The sequence below is a fragment of the Dactylosporangium sp. NPDC049140 genome (genome assembly GCF_040648435.1).
In genome coordinates this window covers 48414-64543 of the sequence record NZ_JBEZDS010000034.1, presented here as the reverse complement: position 1 = coordinate 64543, position 16130 = coordinate 48414, and the positions used below count along the sequence as shown (strand labels likewise).

Genomic DNA, 16130 nt, shown 5'->3' with positions numbered 1-16130 from the left:
CATGTCCGAGACCCACGCCTTCGAGCTCACCCACGACATCGACCTCGCCGCGACCCCCGAGCAGGTGTGGGCGGCCATCGCCACCGGCCCCGGCATCGACTCCTGGTTCATGGGCCGCAACGAGATCGAGCCCCACGTCGGCGGCGAGACCCGCATGGCGATGCCCGGCTTCGACGCCACCGGCACCGTCACCGCCTACGAGCCCGGGCACCGCTTCGGCTACCGCAGCCCCGAGGCCGAGGACGGCTCGTTCATGGCCTTCGAGTACCTCATCGAGGGCCGCGACGGCGGCTCGACCTCGCTGCGGCTGGTGCACAGCGGCGTCCTCGCCGGCAACTGGGAGGACGAGTACGACGCGCTCCGGAAGGGCAACCCGCTCTACCTGCGGACCCTGCAGCAGTACCTGGAGCACTTCGCCGGCCGCACCGCCGTGCCCGTCGCCGCGTTCGGACCCCAGCAGGCCGACCAGGACATCGTCTGGGCCGCGGTCACCGAGGCGTGCGGGCTGTCCAAGGACGCCAAGGAGGGCGACGCCGTGCGGCTGACCTTCGGCGGCCGGGAGATCAGCGGCGTCGTCGACACCGCGTTGGAGCCGAGCTTCCTGGGCGTGCGCACGGACGACGCGCTGCTGCGCTTCGTCGGCCGCCACGGCTTCATCCTCACCGGCCACCACGTCTTCGCCGGCATCGACCGCGAGACGGCCGAGCAGGAGTGGACCGCGTGGCTGGCCGAGGTCTTCAACTAGGCAGCAGGCCCAGCGACATGGCGGTGGTCACGGCGGCGGTACGGTCGGCCACCCCCAGCTTGGTGAAGGCGCGCAGCAGGTGCGTCTTCACCGTCGCCTCCGAGATGTGCAGCTCCCGGCCGATCTCGGCGTTGGTCCGGCCGCGGGCCACCAGCGCCAGGACCTCCACCTCGCGGGCCGACAGGATCGGCGGGGCGGCCCGGCGTCGGGTCTCCCGGGCCAGCCGGTCGGCCACCGCGGGGGCCAGGACCGTCTCGCCCCGGGCCGCGGCCCGCACCGCGGCCGCGAGCTCGGCCCGGGTCGCGTCCTTGAGCAGGTAGCCGCGGGCCCCGGCCTCGACGGCGCGCAGGATGTCGGCGTCCGTCTCGTACGTCGTCAGCACCACGACCCGGGTCTCCGGCCGCGCGGCCAGGATCCGGGCCGTGGCCCCGACGCCGTCCAGGCCGGGCATCCGCAGGTCCATGAGGACCACGTCGGGCCGGCACGCGGCCGCGGCGACGACCGCCTCGGCGCCGGAGCCGGCCTCGCCGACCACCTCCAGGTCCGGCTCGGACCGCAGCATGCCGCGCAGGCCGTCGCGGACCACCGGGTGGTCGTCGGCGAGCAGGATCGTGATCATTCCGATCCGTCCGGCAGGGGCAGGGACAACGTCACGGTGGTACCGGCGCCCGGGCTGCTGCTCACGGTGCAGGCGCCGCCGATCTGCTCGGCCCGCGCCCGCATCCCGGCCAGGCCGAACCCGGCGGCCGGGGCGCCGGGGCCGAAGCCGGCGCCGTCGTCGGTCACGGTCAGCACCGCCGCGCCGGCCACGACCCGCAGCGACAGCTCCACGGTGGACGGGGCCGCGTGCCGGCGGGCGTTGGACAGCGCCTCCTGGGCCGCCCGCAGCAGTACCACCTGCAGCGCCGTCGGCACGGCCTCGGCGCCGGGGCCCAGGTGCAGGGCCGTGCGCACGCCGGTCTCGGCGGCGAAGCGGTCCAGCTGGCGGCGCAGGGCCGCGCCCAGCCCGGTGGCGTGCAGGTCGGCCGGGGCCAGGGCGGCGACCAGGGCCCGCGCCTCCGCGAGGTTGTCGCGGGCGGTGCGGACCACCAGGCCGAGGCGGCGGGCCGCGGCGGGCCGGTCGGCGTCCAGCTCCGACTCGGCCGCCTGGGTGAGCGTGATGATGCTGGTGAAGCCCTGGGCCAGGGTGTCGTGGATCTCCGCCGCCAGCCGGGCCCGCTCGGTCGCCACCCCGGCCTCGTGGGAGAGGCGGGCGACCTCGGCCCGGCTGGCCGTCAGCTCGGCGATCGTGCCGGTCAGGCGGGCCATGTAGGTGCCGATGACGGCGGCGAAGGCCAGGCCCAGCGCGGTCAGCGGGAGCAGCCCGTGGACCCGGGCGATGGTGCCGTCGCGCAGCAGGGCCATCGGCACCGGCAGCAGGTCGAACACGGCGACCACGGCCAGCGCCGGGCGCAGCGGCAGCACCTGGAAGATCATCGGAGCCCAGGCGAACAGGGCGAAGGAGCCCGTGTGGTCGACCCAGACGGCGCCGAGGTGCAGGAGGCCGAGCACCGTCACGAACAGCCAGGGCCGGCGGACCGCGCCGCGGCCGAGCGCGAGGTACCAGACCAGGGCGAGCACCAGCAGTACCGTCGCGGCAACGGCGGCCCGCAGGCCCGGCCCCCGGTCGAGCAGCATGAAGGCGCAGACGCACGCCACGATCACCGCGTAGAAGAGCTCCCAGCGGCCCCGGCTCAGCGCCTGTCGCTCCAGCGGAAGGTCGCCAGGCTCAGCGCCAAGCCGATCACACACCATGCCCCCAGCACGAGGGCCGTACGTCCGTGCTCCCATGCTCCGGCCACCTCCTGAGCGGCGAGGGCGTCGGGCAGGAAGACGGAGCGGAATCCCTGGCCCATCCACTTGACGGGGAACAGCGCCGAGATGTTGACCATCGCGCTCGGCAGGGCCGCGATGTGGACGAAGATGCCGGACGTGAACTGCAGGACGAGGACCGGCAGGTTGAGCACCGCGGGGGCGCTGCGGGCCGAACGGGCCAGCGAGCTCGCCGCGATGCCCAGGAGGGTACAGGCGATCACCGACAGCAGCAGCAGCCACGCGAACGTCAGCCACCGGCCCGGGTCGGCGGGCAGCGGCAGGTCGAAGAGCAGCACCGCGACCGCGAGCAGCAGCGCCACCTCGAGCAGGGCGGCGAAGAGCACGAGCAGGATCTTGCCGAGGAAGTAGGCGCCGGCGGTGGCGGGCGTGCCGCGCAGCCGCAGCAGGGTGCCGTCGGCGCGGTCGACCGAGATGCCGACGCCGACGCTGATGAACGCGGTTGACAGGATGCCGTAGGCGATCATCCCGGCCGCGAACACCTGCGAGTGGGTGGTCGTCCCGCCCGGCGTCACGGGCTTGTCGAAGATGCTGCCGAGCAGGATCGACAGCAGCGCCGGGAACGCGAACGTGAAGATCAGCGCCTCCCGGGTGCGGACCAGCTGCAGGATCTCCACCAGGCCGCGGGCGGTACCGACGCGCAGGGTCGAAGGCATGGTCATCGGGTGGCTCCGATCGTGTTCGGCGAATCCGTCCCGGCCCCGCCGAGCAGAGAGAGATAGACGTCTTCGAGGGTCGGCCGGGCGACGCGCAGGTCGGTGAAGCCGCTGAGGCCGGCCACGAGCGCGTCGGGCTCGCCGGTGCGCACCTCGTGGAAGCCGTCCGCGTCGCGCCAGGAGACGACCGCCGCCGCCCGGTCGCGGCCGCCGACGGTCGCCGGGGAGCCGGCCGCGACGATGCGCCCGGCCGCGAGCACGGCGAGGCGGCCGGCGAGCGCCTCGGCCTCGTCGAGGTAGTGGGTGGTGAGCAGGATCGTGGTGCCGTCGGCGGCGAGGGCGCGGATCAGGTCCCAGAACTGCCGGCGCGCCTCCGGGTCGAAGCCGGTCGTCGGCTCGTCGAGGAAGACCAGCTCGGGCCGGCCGACGATGCCCAGCGCCACGTCGAGCCGGCGCCGCTGCCCGCCCGACAGGGTGCGCACCCGGGCGCCGGCCTTGCCCTCGAGCCCGACGGCGGCGATCACCTCGTCGGGGTCGCGGCGGCTTGGGTAGTACCCGCCGTAGTGCCGAACGGACTCGCGCACGGTGAGCTCGGCGGCGTCGGCCGCGGTCTGCAGCACCACCCCGATGCGCGCCCGCCAGCGCCGCCCCGCGGCCTCCGGGTCCTCGCCCAGCACCCGGACGTCCCCGCCGTCGCGCCGCCGGTGGCCCTCCAGGATCTCCACGGTCGTGGTCTTGCCGGCCCCGTTCGGGCCCAGCAGGGCGAACACCTCGCCCGCTTCGACGGCCAGATCGACGCCGTCGACGGCGGTCGTCGCCCCGTAGGTCTTGCGCAGCCCTTGCACTTCGATCGGTCGCATGCATCGATGCTCGCGAGGATCCGCCGCCCGCGGGTCAACCGGTCGACGGACAGCGCCGCGCTCAGCCCGCCGCCGCGCCGCCGCCCTCGGTGAGCAGCCGGGCGATCGGCAGGGTCGCCGCGCCGAGGGCCACCGCGTCCAGGCCGAGGCGGCCGGGCTCGATGCCGGCCTGGGCGAACGGCTGGCGCAGCGCGTGCCGGCCGGCCGAGGCGCGGACCCGCGGCAGCAGCCCGGCCAGGGCGAGCGCGGCCCAGCCGCCGAGGACGACCAGCTCCGGGTTGAACAGGTTGATGAGGTTGGCGACGCCGGCGCCGAGGTAGTCGGCGGTCTCGTCGAGCACCGCGCGGGCGTGCGGGTCGCCCGCGGCCCGCGTCACCAGGGCGGTGAGCCGGGACTCCTCGTCGGCGCCGGGGGCCGGGCGGCCGGCCCGCTCGCAGTAGCGCTCGAGGATCGCGGCGGCGCCGACGTAGGCCTCCAGGCAGCCGCGCGAGCCGCAGCGGCACGGGCGGCCGCCGTACACCAGCGTCGTGTGCCCCCACTCCCCCGCGCTGCTGGACGCGCCGCGATAGGTGGAGCCGTTGGTGGCCACGGCCGCGCCGACCCCCGAGCCCAGGAGCGCGAAGACGGCGTGGCGGTGCCCGCGCCCGGCGCCGAACCACATCTCGGCCTGGCCGAGGGTCTTCGCGCCGTTCTCCAGGTGCAGCGGCACGCCGGTGCCGGCCCGCAGGAGCGACTCCAGCGGTACCGCCTCCCAGCCCAGCGTCTGCGCATGCACCAGGGCGCCCTCCGGCCGCTGCTGCACGATGCCGGAGACGCCGACCCCGGCGCCGAGGACCGGCCGGTCGCCCGCGACCGCGCGCAGCCCGGCGAGGATGTGCCCGGCCACCGCCTCGGGCGGGGTCCCGCCCGGCTCGATCGGGTGGTCGGCCTCGGCGAGGCGGTTCAGCCCCAGGTCGAAGAGCTCGACGCGGACCCGGGTCTCGCCGACGTCGACGCCCGCCACGACGGCGTAGTCCGGCGCCACCCGCAGCAGGATGCTGGGCCGGCCGCCCTCGGACTCCAGGGCGCCGGCCTCCTCGACGAGCCGGTCCTCGATGAGATCGCTCACGACATTGCTCACCGCGGGCTGGCTCAGCCCGGTGCGGCGGGAAAGGTCCTGGCGCGTGAGCGGGCCCTCCAGAAACAGCCGGGTGAGCAGCGCGGAGCGGTTTCGCAGTCGTACCTCTCGATTGCTCGCCCGCTCGACCTGCACGCCAACCCCCGTAAGCCGCGTCGCCTGTGCCCGCAACTCTAAAGGCGCGGGCCTTGACGCACGATCTGAGCGCCACTTTAATGGCGACATTAATTAAGTCTCGATAGAAAAGCGCACCGATGTCGACACCGATCCGACGTGCCATTTGCACCATCGCCGCACTGCTGTGCACATCCGGGTCGGTCGCCGCGTGCGACAAGCTCGCGGCCGCCCCGAAGACGCTTGTCTACTGGGCCAGCGACCAGGGCCCGAGCCTCGACTTCGACCGGGCCGCCCTGCAGCCGCAGCTCGACGAGTTCGCGCAGCAGACCGGCGTGCACGTGCGGCTCGAGGTGGTGCCCTGGTCCGACCTGCTCGACCGGCTCATGGCGGCCACGAAGGACGACGGCGGGCCGGACGTGGTGAACATCGGCAACACCTGGTCGGCCTCGCTGCAGGCGACCGGGGCGTTCGTGCCGTTCGACGGCCGCACCCTGACCGACGCCAACGTGGCCGCGATCAGGCGCTACGTCGGGCTGATGGCGGACGAGCACATCGTCAACCTGGCGGACGCGGCCTACGGCAACCTGGCCGTGTACAAGCACACCCGCAACCCGGCCGGGGCACTCGAGTTCGCCGAGTTCATGACCAGCGACAAGGAACAGGTCATCCTGAACAAGGTGTACGGCTCGCTGCCGTCGGTGCGCTCGGCGTACTCCGACGCGGCGTTCCGCACGCCCGAGCAGGAGGTGCTGTACCAGGTGCTCAACTCGACCGCGGCCCCGCTGCCGCAGGTGCCCGAGGAGAGCCGGTTCGAGACGCTCGTCGGCACGGCGATGGCGGAGCTGTTCGCCGACGCGGCGACCGGAAAGCCGGTCACCAACGAGTCCGTCAAGGCCAAGCTCAGCGCGGCCGAAGGCAAGATGTGACCCTCCCCTCCGATCAGAGGAGAACCGCCAAGTGCTGGATCTGTCCGCACTACCCCCCGGCTTCATCTGGGGCGCCGCCACCGCCGCATACCAGATCGAGGGCGCCGTCGCCGAGGACGGCCGGAAACCGTCCATCTGGGACACCTTCTCGCACTCGCCGGGCGCCGTGGACAACGGCGACACCGGCGACGTGGCCTGCGACCACTACCACCGCTGGCCCGAGGACGTCGCGCTCATGCGCCGGCTCAACCTCGACGCGTACCGCTTCTCGGTCGCCTGGCCGCGGGTGATGCCCGACGGCGTCGGCGCCGTGAACGCGGCCGGCCTCGACTTCTACGACCGGCTCGTCGACGCGCTGCTCGCCGAGGGCGTCCGGCCGTTCGTCACGCTGTACCACTGGGACCTGCCCCAGGCCCTGCAGGACGCCGGCGGCTGGCCGCACCGGGCCACGGCCGAGGCGTTCGCCGACTACGCCGCCGTCGTGGCCGGGCGCCTCGGCGACCGCGTGGCCGACTGGAACACCGTCAACGAGCCGCTGTGCGTGGCCTGGATCGGCCACCTCGAGGGCCGCATGGCCCCGGGCGAGCGCGACCTGACCCGCGCCGTGCAGACCTCGCACCACGTGCTGCTCGGCCACGGCCTGGCCAACCAGGCGATCCGGGCCAACGCGCGGCGCGCGCCGAACGTCGGCATCGTGCTCAACCTGAGCCCGATCGAGCCCGGCAGCGACCGGCCCGAGGACGTCGCCGCGGCCGCGCGCGCCGACGGGCACACCAACCGCTGGTGGCTCGACCCGGTCTTCGGCCGCGGCTACCCGGCCGACATGCTCGAGTGCTACGGCGTCGAGCCGCCGGTCCGCGACGGGGACCTGGCGGCCATCGCGTCGCCGACGGAGTTCCTGGGCGTCAACTACTACTTCCGCCAGATCGTCGTGGACGACCCGACCGGCGGCGCGCCGTTCGCCCGGCAGATCCCCGTGCCCGGGTCGGTCGAGACGGCGATGCCGTGGGAGGTGTATGCCAAGGGCCTGGAGGAGCTGCTCGTCTCCGTCGCCGGCACCTACCGCCCGGCGAGCATCCTGGTCACCGAGAACGGCTCGGCCTGGTACGACACCGTGGAGCCCAGCGGCGAGATCCAGGACAAGGAGCGCACCGACTACCTGGAGCAGCACCTGGACGCGGTGCGCGGCGCGGTGCTGCGCGGGGCGCCGGTCGACGGGTACTTCGCATGGTCGCTGCTGGACAACTTCGAGTGGGGCTACGGCTACGACAAGCGATTCGGGCTGGTCCGCGTCGACTACGGCACCCAGCAGCGCACGATCAAGGCGAGCGGGCACCGGTACGCCGATCTCATCACCGCGCACAAACGTTCGCGCGAAGCGGTGATCTAGGCTCGGAACCGGGCATTAGGTGCCCGAATCTCGCACCTTCGAGGGGATACCGACATGACGCAGCAGACCGACAGCTGGGACCCGGACCCGGACGACGAGGGCCAGCTGTCCGCGGAGGACACGCTGTCCGACCGCGGGCTGGCCGACTCCCTCGACGAGGGCTACTCGCCGCCGGAGAAGCCGCGTGGGGTGACCGCGTTCGGGGTCACCCAGGCCGAGGCCGAGCAGGGCGAGTCGCTGGACCAGCGGCTGCGCCAGGAGGAGCCCGACCCGATCAGCCGGCTGGACCTCGACGACTACGGCCGCACCACCGAGTCGGGCGAGTTCTTCGACTCCGGCGAGGTCGGCGACCGCCGCGCCGGCCGGCTCGTCGCGCCCGACGAGGGCCTGGGTGAGGACGAGGAGAAGGACGAGGTCGGCTCGGACGTGGGCATCGACGGCGGCGCGGCCTCGGCCGAGGAGGCCGCCATGCACATCGTGGACGACCGCGACCTGTGACGGCGCGCGGCGGCGGCCTGGTAAGCCAGTGCCGCCGCCGCGACCAGCGCGGTCCACAGCACGTAGCGGCCGGTCAGGGCGAGCAGCCCGACGACCGAGACCAGCGCGACGGCGGCCGTGCGCCGCGCGGCCGACCCGCGCGGGAGCAGCTTCACGGCGGCGGCCGTGCCCAGCAGGTACACCACGACGAACGATCCCGTCGTGAGCAGCATGAGGGGCCGGGCGCCGACCCCGGTCGCGGCGGCCACCGCGAGCGTCACGGCGGCGAGGGCGGCGACCACGGCGAGGCTGCGGCGGGGCACCTGACCGGCGTCGGCGCCGCGGGCGAACCAGGCCGGCAGCGCCCCGTCGCGGCCGAGCGCGGCCCCGAGGCGCGCGGCGCCGGCGAAGTACGCGTTCATCGCCCCCGCGGTCAGCAGCAGCGCGACGACGGCGGTCAGCGCCCGCGCGCCGTGACCGAAGCCGAGCGCGAGCAGATCGCCCAGCGGGGCCTCCGACGGCTCCGGCAGCACCAGCTGGCTGGTGGCGGCGACCGCGAGGTACAACAGGCCGACGACGGCGACCGCGATCCAGGTGGCGCGGGGCACGTCGCGGCGCGGGTTGCGGTAGTCGGCGGCCAGCGAGGTCAGCGCCTCCCAGCCGGCGAAGCCCCAGACGAGCACCGCGATCGCCGGCCCGACCGCGGACCAGCCGTGCGGGGCGAACGGCCGCAGGTTGGCCAGGTCCGCGTGCGGCAGCGCGGTGACGATCGCGGCCAGCAGCAGCGCCACCAGCGCCGCGGCCAGGCCGAGCTGGACCCGCCCGCTCGTCCGCACACCCCCGAGGTTCGTCGCGGTCACCAGCGCCACCAGGGCGGCGGCGGTGAGCAGCGTCGTGCGGGCGCCGCCGCCGAGCACGGCGGTGACGTAGGCCCCGCCGAACGTGGCCGCGGGCAGCGACCCGACCGGCACGGCGGAGTAGAAGGTCCAGCCGACCACGGCCGCGGCGCGGGGGCCGAAGGCGCGCCCGACGTACGAGGCCACCCCGCCGGTGTCCGGGAACCGTGCCCCGAGCGCGGCGAAGGTGAGCGCGAGCGGCGCCGACAGGGCGATGAGCGCGACCCAGGCGACGAGCGCGGCCGGGCCGGCGACCTGTGCCGCGAGCCCGGGCAGCGCGATCACGCCCGTGCCGAGCACCGCGCCGACGGACAGCGCGGCGCCCTGCTTGACGGTGAGCATGCCCATGACGTTAGGGTCGGCGTTGGCCCCGCTGAAGGGCCAATCCAGCGCAAGATCGATTGGGCCAACCGTGGACGTGCACATCAGCCTCGAGGGCCGCGGCGACCGCACCGACCGGATCTACCGCCAGCTGCGCGACGCGATCCTGGACGGCCGGCTGCGCCCCGGCGAGCGGGTGCCGCCGAGCCGGGAGCTGGCCCGCGACCTGTCGGTGGCCCGCAACACGGTCGCCGCCGCCTACGACCGGCTCGTCGGCGACGGGTTCCTGGCCGGGCGCGCGGGGGCGGGGACCTTCGTGGCGTACCGCGGGGAGCCCGCCCCGTCCCGCCGCGCCCCCGTGGGGCCGCTGCGCCCCTCGCGGCGGTTCTCGGGAGTCCTGGGGGACGTGGCCTCTGTTCCGGGGGCCCGGTTCGACCTGCGCATCGGGCACCCCGACGCGTCGCTGTTCCCGCTGGGCACCTGGCGGCGGCTGCTCGCGCGGTCGGTGCGGGCGTCGGCGGACTACGACGCCCCGTCCGGTTTCATGCCGTTGCGTGCCGCCATTTCCCGGCATATCGGGCTGTCCCGGTCGGTGCGGGCCGCGCCCGGGGACGTGCTCGTGACCGCGGGCGCGCAGCAGGCGATCGACCTCGTCGCGCGGGTGCTCCTCGAGCCGGGCGCGGTCGTCGCCGTCGAGGAGCCCGGGTACCGGCCGGTCCGGCAGCTGTTCCAGAGCCACGGCGCGCGGGTGGCCGGGGTGCCGGTCGACGCCGACGGGATCGTCGTGGGCGCCATTCCCGCGTCGGCGCGGCTGGTGTACGTCACCCCGTCGCACCAGCACCCACTGGGCACCGCGATGTCCCTCGCCCGCCGCAGCGCGCTGCTGGCCTGGGCCCAGGAGCACCGCGCGGCGATCGTCGAGGACGACTACGACAGCGAGTTCCGCTACTCCGACCGGCCGCTGGAGCCGTTGCAGAGCCTCGACCGGGCGGGCCGGGTCATCTACGTCGGCTCGTTCTCCAAGACACTGCTGCCCTCGCTGCGGCTCGGGTTCCTGGTCGCGCCCGAGGCGCTGCGGCCGGCCCTGCGCACGGCCCGCAAGCTCACCGACTGGCACGGCGAGCACGCGGCCCAGGCGGCCCTGGCCGCGTTCATCGACGAGGGGCGGCTGCGGCGGCACCTGCGGACGGTCAGCCGGGTGTACGCGGCGCGCCACGAGCTCGTCCTGCGGGCCGCCGCCGGGCCGCTCGCGCCGTGGTTCGCGACGGTACCGTCGAGCGCCGGACTGCACCTGGCGCTGCGCTGCCACGGGCCCCTGGACGTCGACGCGCTGGTGCGGGACCTGCGCGCGCGGGACGTGGCGGTCGAGCCGCTGTCGAACTTCTACGCCGAGCCACGGTGCACACCCGATCCGGGCCTCGCCATCGGCTTCGGGGCCATCGCCTCGGCCGACCTGCCCGAGGCCCTGACCCGCCTGACCGACGCGGCGGCGGCCGCGACCCGCTAGGTTTGGCTCATGTTCGCCCGTCGCGCCGTCGCCCTTGCCGCGCTCGCGATCACCCTCCTCGCGGGGTGCTCTTCCAAGCACAACCAGGCCGGTCCGGGCTCCACGCCGGCCGCCCCGGACCCGGCGACGCTCGTGGCCGGCCCCTCCTCACCGGCCCCGGTGACGGCCCCGCCGAGCGCGGCCCCGCCCGCCGCGGGCCTGACCACGATCACCTACACCCAGGCCGCGACCGGGTTCCCGGCCGACCCCGACCAGGCCTCGACCACGCCGCTCACCGAGGCGCTGCAGGTGCGGGAGAAGCTGCCGGTGTACGACGCGGTCGGCGGCACGGCCCGGGCGTACCTGACCCCGCAGATCAGCGGCGTGGACCTCATCATGCCGGTGGCCGCGAAGCAGAACGGCTGGGTCGCGGTACTGCTGCCGTCGATGAACCGCAGCATCGGCTGGCTGCCGCCGGGCAACTGGGCCACCACGCCGCTGCGCGACCAGATCATCGTGCACCGCGGCGCCTACACGCTCACCTGGGTGCGCGACGGCCAGCCGCAGCAGACGTGGACCGTCACCGTCGGCGCGCCCGCGACCGAGACGCCGCTCGGGCGCACCTTCGTGCTGGGGCGCTCGTCGCTGCCGAGCAAGGTGTACGCAGGGCTGGACGTGCTCGCGCTGGGCGCCGTGCCCGACGACAAGAAGGCCGTGGCGAGCGGGCTGGCCGATGCGCACACGGGCATCCACGCCTGGTACCGCGACGAGTTCGGCGTCCGCAAGTCCAACGGCTGCGTGCGCATGCCGCCGGCGGCGCAGAAGGTGCTGCTGACGAACATCGGCTCGGGCACTTCGGTGGTCGTGCTGCCCTAGTCCTTCTTCGATATGTCGGGCGCTTCCTTCGATATGTCGGGCGCTTCGCGCCGCGACATATCGGATTTATCGTATATGACAGGTTTACAGCGGCTTTCCGGTCTCCAGCAGCGACTTGAGGCTCGCGACAAGCTCCGGCCAGCCCTGGGACACGCCCTCCAGGACCGTGTCGCCGCCCTCGTGCGTGACGGTGAGCTTGACCTGGTCGCCCTTCGGCTCGATCTCGAACGTCACCTTCGAACGGGGCTCGGCCGCGGCCGCCGCCCGGTACTCGTCGTCGATGTCGTAGGCCTTCGCCCACTCGGCGGTGAAGGTGTGCCAGGAGTACGACAGGCGCGTGAACGGCTCGGCCTCGAGCACCACCTGCTCGGGGTCGGCGATCTCCGTGTCGCCGCGGTCCAGCCGCCAGGTCATCGCGGAGCCGGGACGCCAGTCGGTCTCGAACGCCAGCCCCCAGTACTGCCGGGTGAACGCCGGATCCGTCAGCCCCTGCCACAACTGCTCGGGCGTGGTCCGGATGTAGGTGGTGTACACGAACGCGGGCCTGCTCATCGGGGTTGCCTCCAAGGCCTTCTTGAGATCGGCGAGCGCGTCGACCCGCCGCCGGTCGTAGCGGCTGATCCACCGCTCGGCGATGTCGCTGATCGGGGCGGCGTTGAGGTAGTGCAGCTTCTCCCGGCCTCGGCGCACCGTGGTGACCAGGCCGGCCTCCTCGAGTACCGCCAGGTGCTTGCTTACCGACTGCCGCGTCATGTCCAGCCCGGCGCAGAGCTCGCGCAGCGTCTGCCCGCTCGCCTGGTTGAGCCGGTCGAGCAGCGCGCGCCGGCTCTCGTCGGCGAGCGCCCGGAACACGTCGCCCACGACACCCCCCGAATAGGCAGCCTTTCGGTTGCCCATGTTAGGCAGCCATTTGGTTGCCTGTCAACGCGAACGAGTGAATGAGCGAACCTTCGCGGCGGCGCGCCCGGTTTGACGGCGTGAGCGGGGGCTTGCTTTGTTCGCGACCGGTGATGACCCGGCGGCCCGCATGCGCCACGAGCTGCACACGCCGCTGACCTCGATCAAGGCGTACGCCCGCCTGCCGCGCGACGACCTGCCGCCGGACGGCCCGGGCGAGGGCGCGGCCTGCCTGGACGCGATCGACCGCAACACGATGCGCCTGGAGCGGTACGTCGACAGCGTCGCACTCCCCCTGGCCTCGACCACCGCCGCGCCGCCCGCACGCGAGGGCGCGACGGACCTCGTAGCCGTGGCACGCGACGCGGTGGACCTGGCGCGGCGGGTGGCCGTCGCGGGAGCGGTGAGCGTACACGCGGACGGGCCGGACACCGCGCGCGTCGCCGTCGACGAGATGATCTGCCGCCACCTGGTGGGCCAGCTCGTACTGTGGCTGACCATCGCGGCCCCGCCCCGCGCGCACGTGGAGATCGCCCTGAGCCGCGACCCGGCCGTGTCGCTCGACGCGCGCGTCGTGCCGGCGGGCGAGCTGACCGCGGCCCCCCAGCGGCGCCCGAGCGACGAGCCGCCGAAGCCGGCCCCGGACCTGCAGGTGGCCCGAGCGGTGGCGAACCCGTGCGGCGGCGACCTGCGCCTGGACGATTCCTCGTTCCGCCTTTCTCTGCCGTCCTCGGTCCTCGCCCCTTCGCCGCGCTGAGACCATTCTTTTCGGGCAGCGGCACGGTTTCACACAATCCATCGGCCGACGGACTTGTTCCGCGGCTCGACGGTTCGATGCGGTCGTGGTCAGCGCCGAAATGTTCCGCGGTTTGCTTATTCGGCGGAGCGACAGCGAGTCCGGCTTGGTCAATCGGCGGGTCCGGCGGTATGGGACATTGGGCCCGGCCGGAAAGCGGTCCGGTGCATTCGGCCCGGTCAGACAGCGGAACTGGCCCGCCTGAAGCAAGGGCAGCGGCCGCCCGCCGCTCGCAGGCCACCTTCGCCTCCGCCGCCCGCCGCGCGAAGCTCGCATACCCCGCCTCGACGCTGCCATATTCCCGCCGAAGCTTCTCCGCATACCGCCGCCGCAGCCCCCAGTAGCGACGCTCCGCATGCTCCCGCCGAAACGCATCCCGAGAAGGCGACCAATTCCGCGCCCGAGTCCGATCCCGCATAGCAGCCACTTGCGCCCGACTGAACAACGATATCCGCCCCACCACAAAACAATTATCCCAACCACTCCAGAAACCCGCCGCCCCACTTCATATAGCGCACAAATCCGGGACCACCGAATGACGACCCGCACGAACCCGCCGGTGAAACGCGGCCTAGAGGAATAACCGCACGCAACAACGAACCGGGACCACGCTTACACGTTGCGGGAGCGCAAGCTCCCGCCACCATCGGCCGAGCGTCGTTGGACAGCCCCAAAGTCCAGGTAAGCCGACACATACCCCGTCAGGCGAAAAATCCGACATGTCGCGGCGCGAAGCGCCCGACATGTCGTGACACCACCCGATAGTCAGCGGCAATGCGAGCGAAACGCCACCGGATCGAAGCGCCCGTGCAAGCGTGCGTCCAGCCAGTGCAAGGCCTCGCGCCGGAAGACCTCCGGCGTCATCGCGCCCGCCCCGTCCGGGATCGCGCCCGCCAGGTCCGCCTCGAGGTCGTGGAGGTTCGTGCGGTGTACCAGCTCCGGCTCGGCCGGCCAGGCGCCGAAAATCACGATGGCCGGGACGTCGCGGCGCGACAGGGCCTCCAGCGTCAGCGCGGTGTGGTTCAACGTCCCGAGGCCCGCCCGCGCCACCACCACCGCCGTCGCGTTCAGGGCCGCGGCCAGGTCCAGGATCGTCCAGCCGCCCTCGCCCAGCGGTACCAGCAGGCCGCCCGCGCCCTCGATCAGGGTCAGGTCGTGCTCCTCGGCGATGGAGCGGATCGCCAGCTGGGCCATCACCGCCGTCAACGGGTCCTCGCCCGCCACGCGCGCGGCGGCGAGCGGGGCCAGCGGCTCCGGGAAGTCCGACAGGGTGCGGGTCGTCAGCGGCTCGGCGAGGCGGGCCACGGTGCGGGCGTCCCACTCGTCGCCGTCCGCGGTACCGGTCTGGGCCGGCTTCACCACGGCGACGCGCAGGCCCGCGGCGGTGGCCGCGGCGGCGATGGCGGCGGTCGTGATGGTCTTGCCCACGCCGGTGTCGGTACCGGTGATCACGAGCGGGCCGGTGAGCGGGCCCGGGATCTCCTCGCTGAACAGGGCGTCAAGGGGGGCGTTCAAGGGCGTTCCTTCAGGATGATGTCGAGCGCCTCGTCGAAGGCCTCGGGCGCGATGCCGACATTGACCGTCAGGCGCAGGCGGGAGCGTCCGTCCGGTGTGGACGGTGGGCGGAAGCAGCCCACCGCCACGCCCTGTTCGCGGCAGGCCAGCGACCAGGCCAGGGCCTGCTCGGGGCCGGGGGCGACGACCGAGACGACACCGCCGGCCGGAACCGGGACCTCGAGGCGCTCGGCCGCGCACGACGCCCGGGCGCGCAGCTCGGCGCGCAGGTCGTCGCCGTCGGCGAGCAGGGCCAGCGCGGCCAGCGCGCCCGCGGCCACGGCCGGCGGGAGGGCGGTGTCGAAGATGAACGTGCGGCCGGTGTCGACGAGCTGGCGGCGCAGCTGGGCCGGGCCCGCGATCACGCCGCCGGCCGCGCCCAGGGACTTCGACAGGGTCGCGGTCACCGCCAGGCCGGGGGCGCCGGCCAGCCCGGCCGCGGCCACCCCGCCGGCGCCGCGCGGGCCGAGCACGCCGAGGGCGTGGGCGTCGTCGACGAGCAGGAGGGCGCCGTGGGCGCGGGCGACGTCGTACAGCTCCGGCAGCGGGGCCAGGTCGCCGTCGACGGAGAAGACGCTCTCGGTCACGACCAGCGCCGGGCGGCCCGGGTGGGCGGCGAGGATCGCCCGGACCGCGGCCGGGTCGGCGTGCGGGGCGACGACGGTCTCGACGCCGTCGCGGCCGGCCCGGGCGAGGCGGCAGCCGTCGACGATGGAGGCGTGGTTGTGGGCGTCGGAGACGATCAGGGCGCCCGGGCGGGCCAGGGCGCGGATGGCGCCGAGGTTGGCGAGGTAGCCGGAGGAGTACACCAGCGCACTCTCGGCGCCGAGCAGCTCCGCGAGGCCGTCCTCCAGGGCCTGGTGGGCCTCGGTGGAGCCGCGCACCAGGCGGGAGCCGGTCGCGCCGAGGCCGAAGTCGTGCAGCGCCTCGACCGCGGCCGCGAGGACCGCGGGGTGGCGGGACAGGCCGAGGTAGTCGTTGCCCGCGAGGTCGATCACCGGATCGGCCTCGGCGGCGCCGCGCGGGCGCAGCTCCCGGCGCAGGCCCGCGGCCTCACGAGCCGCCGCCGCATCCTCGAGGCCAGACAACCACTCCAACGAAACCCTCCACCGACGTTGTAGGACCCCGACAATACCGATTAGAC

The 16130-nt window shown here is 74.1% G+C and carries 15 protein-coding genes and 1 pseudogene; 7 read left to right on the top strand and 9 right to left on the bottom strand.

The features are described 5' to 3' along the window. Position 1 precedes the first annotated feature (1 nt). The gene (locus tag AB0B76_RS39180; protein ID WP_360385199.1) at positions 2-745 is read left to right on the top strand and encodes an SRPBCC domain-containing protein; all 744 of its coding nucleotides are present in this window, start codon (positions 2-4) and stop codon (positions 743-745) included. Here the strand turns inward: AB0B76_RS39180 and AB0B76_RS39175 are convergent. The 5 genes from AB0B76_RS39175 to AB0B76_RS39155 form a co-directional block, all read right to left on the bottom strand. After that, a complete protein-coding gene (locus AB0B76_RS39175; RefSeq protein ID WP_360385197.1) occupies positions 738-1364 on the bottom strand; it encodes a response regulator transcription factor in 627 nt (208 codons plus the stop codon). The two genes, AB0B76_RS39180 and AB0B76_RS39175, sit on opposite strands and share 8 nt — an antisense overlap. Continuing rightward, entirely contained in the window at positions 1361-2539 is a 1179-nt protein-coding gene (locus tag AB0B76_RS39170; protein ID WP_360385195.1) for a sensor histidine kinase, read from the bottom strand. Before AB0B76_RS39170 ends, AB0B76_RS39175 begins: the two co-directional genes overlap by 4 nt. Next, positions 2479-3279, bottom strand: coding sequence for an ABC transporter permease (locus tag AB0B76_RS39165; RefSeq protein WP_360385193.1), 801 nt, complete (start codon positions 3277-3279; stop codon positions 2479-2481). Before AB0B76_RS39165 ends, AB0B76_RS39170 begins: the two co-directional genes overlap by 61 nt. Further along, positions 3276-4133: an ABC transporter ATP-binding protein gene (locus tag AB0B76_RS39160; RefSeq protein WP_360385191.1), complete on the bottom strand. Its 858-nt coding sequence runs from the start codon at positions 4131-4133 to the stop codon at positions 3276-3278. Before AB0B76_RS39160 ends, AB0B76_RS39165 begins: the two co-directional genes overlap by 4 nt. Before the next feature lie 61 nt (positions 4134-4194). Beyond that, positions 4195-5385 (bottom strand): ROK family transcriptional regulator, encoded by a 1191-nt coding sequence (locus AB0B76_RS39155; protein ID WP_360385189.1) that lies wholly within the window; start codon positions 5383-5385, stop codon positions 4195-4197. Between the two features lie 119 nt (positions 5386-5504). On the opposite strand from AB0B76_RS39155, the gene AB0B76_RS39150 reads away from it, so the two are divergent. From AB0B76_RS39150 to AB0B76_RS39140, 3 genes are read left to right on the top strand one after another with little or no spacing between them, the layout of a single operon-like run. After that, the gene (locus tag AB0B76_RS39150) at positions 5505-6293 is read left to right on the top strand and encodes an extracellular solute-binding protein (RefSeq protein ID WP_360385187.1); all 789 of its coding nucleotides are present in this window, start codon (positions 5505-5507) and stop codon (positions 6291-6293) included. 31 nt (positions 6294-6324) lie between these two features. After that, a complete protein-coding gene (locus AB0B76_RS39145) occupies positions 6325-7683 on the top strand; it encodes a GH1 family beta-glucosidase (protein WP_360385185.1) in 1359 nt (452 codons plus the stop codon). Positions 7684-7737: 54 nt separating this feature from the next. After that, entirely contained in the window at positions 7738-8181 is a 444-nt protein-coding gene (locus AB0B76_RS39140; protein ID WP_360385183.1) for a DUF5709 domain-containing protein, read from the top strand. 20 nt (positions 8182-8201) lie between these two features. Here the strand turns inward: AB0B76_RS39140 and AB0B76_RS39135 are convergent. Continuing rightward, positions 8202-9404: pseudogene (locus AB0B76_RS39135) on the bottom strand (amino acid permease); the annotation flags it as partial. Between the two features lie 64 nt (positions 9405-9468). On the opposite strand from AB0B76_RS39135, the gene AB0B76_RS39130 reads away from it, so the two are divergent. Both AB0B76_RS39130 and AB0B76_RS39125 read left to right on the top strand, forming a co-directional pair. Then, the gene (locus tag AB0B76_RS39130) at positions 9469-10884 is read left to right on the top strand and encodes a PLP-dependent aminotransferase family protein (RefSeq protein WP_360385181.1); all 1416 of its coding nucleotides are present in this window, start codon (positions 9469-9471) and stop codon (positions 10882-10884) included. Between the two features lie 9 nt (positions 10885-10893). Further along, positions 10894-11739: a L,D-transpeptidase gene (locus AB0B76_RS39125; protein ID WP_360385179.1), complete on the top strand. Its 846-nt coding sequence runs from the start codon at positions 10894-10896 to the stop codon at positions 11737-11739. Positions 11740-11823: 84 nt separating this feature from the next. On the opposite strand, the gene AB0B76_RS39120 is transcribed toward AB0B76_RS39125, so the two are convergent. Next, the gene (locus AB0B76_RS39120; RefSeq protein ID WP_360385177.1) at positions 11824-12600 is read right to left on the bottom strand and encodes a metalloregulator ArsR/SmtB family transcription factor; all 777 of its coding nucleotides are present in this window, start codon (positions 12598-12600) and stop codon (positions 11824-11826) included. 166 nt (positions 12601-12766) lie between these two features. On the opposite strand from AB0B76_RS39120, the gene AB0B76_RS39115 reads away from it, so the two are divergent. Then, a complete protein-coding gene (locus AB0B76_RS39115) occupies positions 12767-13393 on the top strand; it encodes a histidine kinase dimerization/phospho-acceptor domain-containing protein (protein WP_360385175.1) in 627 nt (208 codons plus the stop codon). An 804-nt stretch (positions 13394-14197) separates the two neighbouring features. On the opposite strand, the gene bioD is transcribed toward AB0B76_RS39115, so the two are convergent. Continuing rightward, the gene (gene bioD, locus AB0B76_RS39110; RefSeq protein WP_360385173.1) at positions 14198-14947 is read right to left on the bottom strand and encodes a dethiobiotin synthase; all 750 of its coding nucleotides are present in this window, start codon (positions 14945-14947) and stop codon (positions 14198-14200) included. Continuing rightward, complete coding sequence (locus tag AB0B76_RS39105) at positions 14944-16083, bottom strand: 8-amino-7-oxononanoate synthase (protein WP_360385171.1); 1140 nt, start codon at positions 16081-16083, stop codon at positions 14944-14946. Before AB0B76_RS39105 ends, bioD begins: the two co-directional genes overlap by 4 nt. Between the last annotated feature and the right edge of the window lie 47 nt (positions 16084-16130).

Excerpts from the sequence above, each read along its gene's own strand:
- AB0B76_RS39180 (WP_360385199.1), top strand. The coding sequence starts at position 2 with ATGTCCGAGACCCACGCCTTCGAGCTCACCCACGACATCGACCTCGCC.
- AB0B76_RS39175 (WP_360385197.1), bottom strand. The coding sequence starts at position 1,364 with ATGATCACGATCCTGCTCGCCGACGACCACCCGGTGGTCCGCGACGGC.
- AB0B76_RS39170 (WP_360385195.1), bottom strand. The coding sequence starts at position 2,539 with ATGGTGTGTGATCGGCTTGGCGCTGAGCCTGGCGACCTTCCGCTGGAG.
- AB0B76_RS39165 (WP_360385193.1), bottom strand. The coding sequence starts at position 3,279 with ATGACCATGCCTTCGACCCTGCGCGTCGGTACCGCCCGCGGCCTGGTG.
- AB0B76_RS39160 (WP_360385191.1), bottom strand. The coding sequence starts at position 4,133 with ATGCGACCGATCGAAGTGCAAGGGCTGCGCAAGACCTACGGGGCGACG.
- AB0B76_RS39150 (WP_360385187.1), top strand. The coding sequence starts at position 5,505 with ATGTCGACACCGATCCGACGTGCCATTTGCACCATCGCCGCACTGCTG.
- AB0B76_RS39140 (WP_360385183.1), top strand. The coding sequence starts at position 7,738 with ATGACGCAGCAGACCGACAGCTGGGACCCGGACCCGGACGACGAGGGC.
- AB0B76_RS39125 (WP_360385179.1), top strand. The coding sequence starts at position 10,894 with ATGTTCGCCCGTCGCGCCGTCGCCCTTGCCGCGCTCGCGATCACCCTC.
- AB0B76_RS39115 (WP_360385175.1), top strand. The coding sequence starts at position 12,767 with ATGCGCCACGAGCTGCACACGCCGCTGACCTCGATCAAGGCGTACGCC.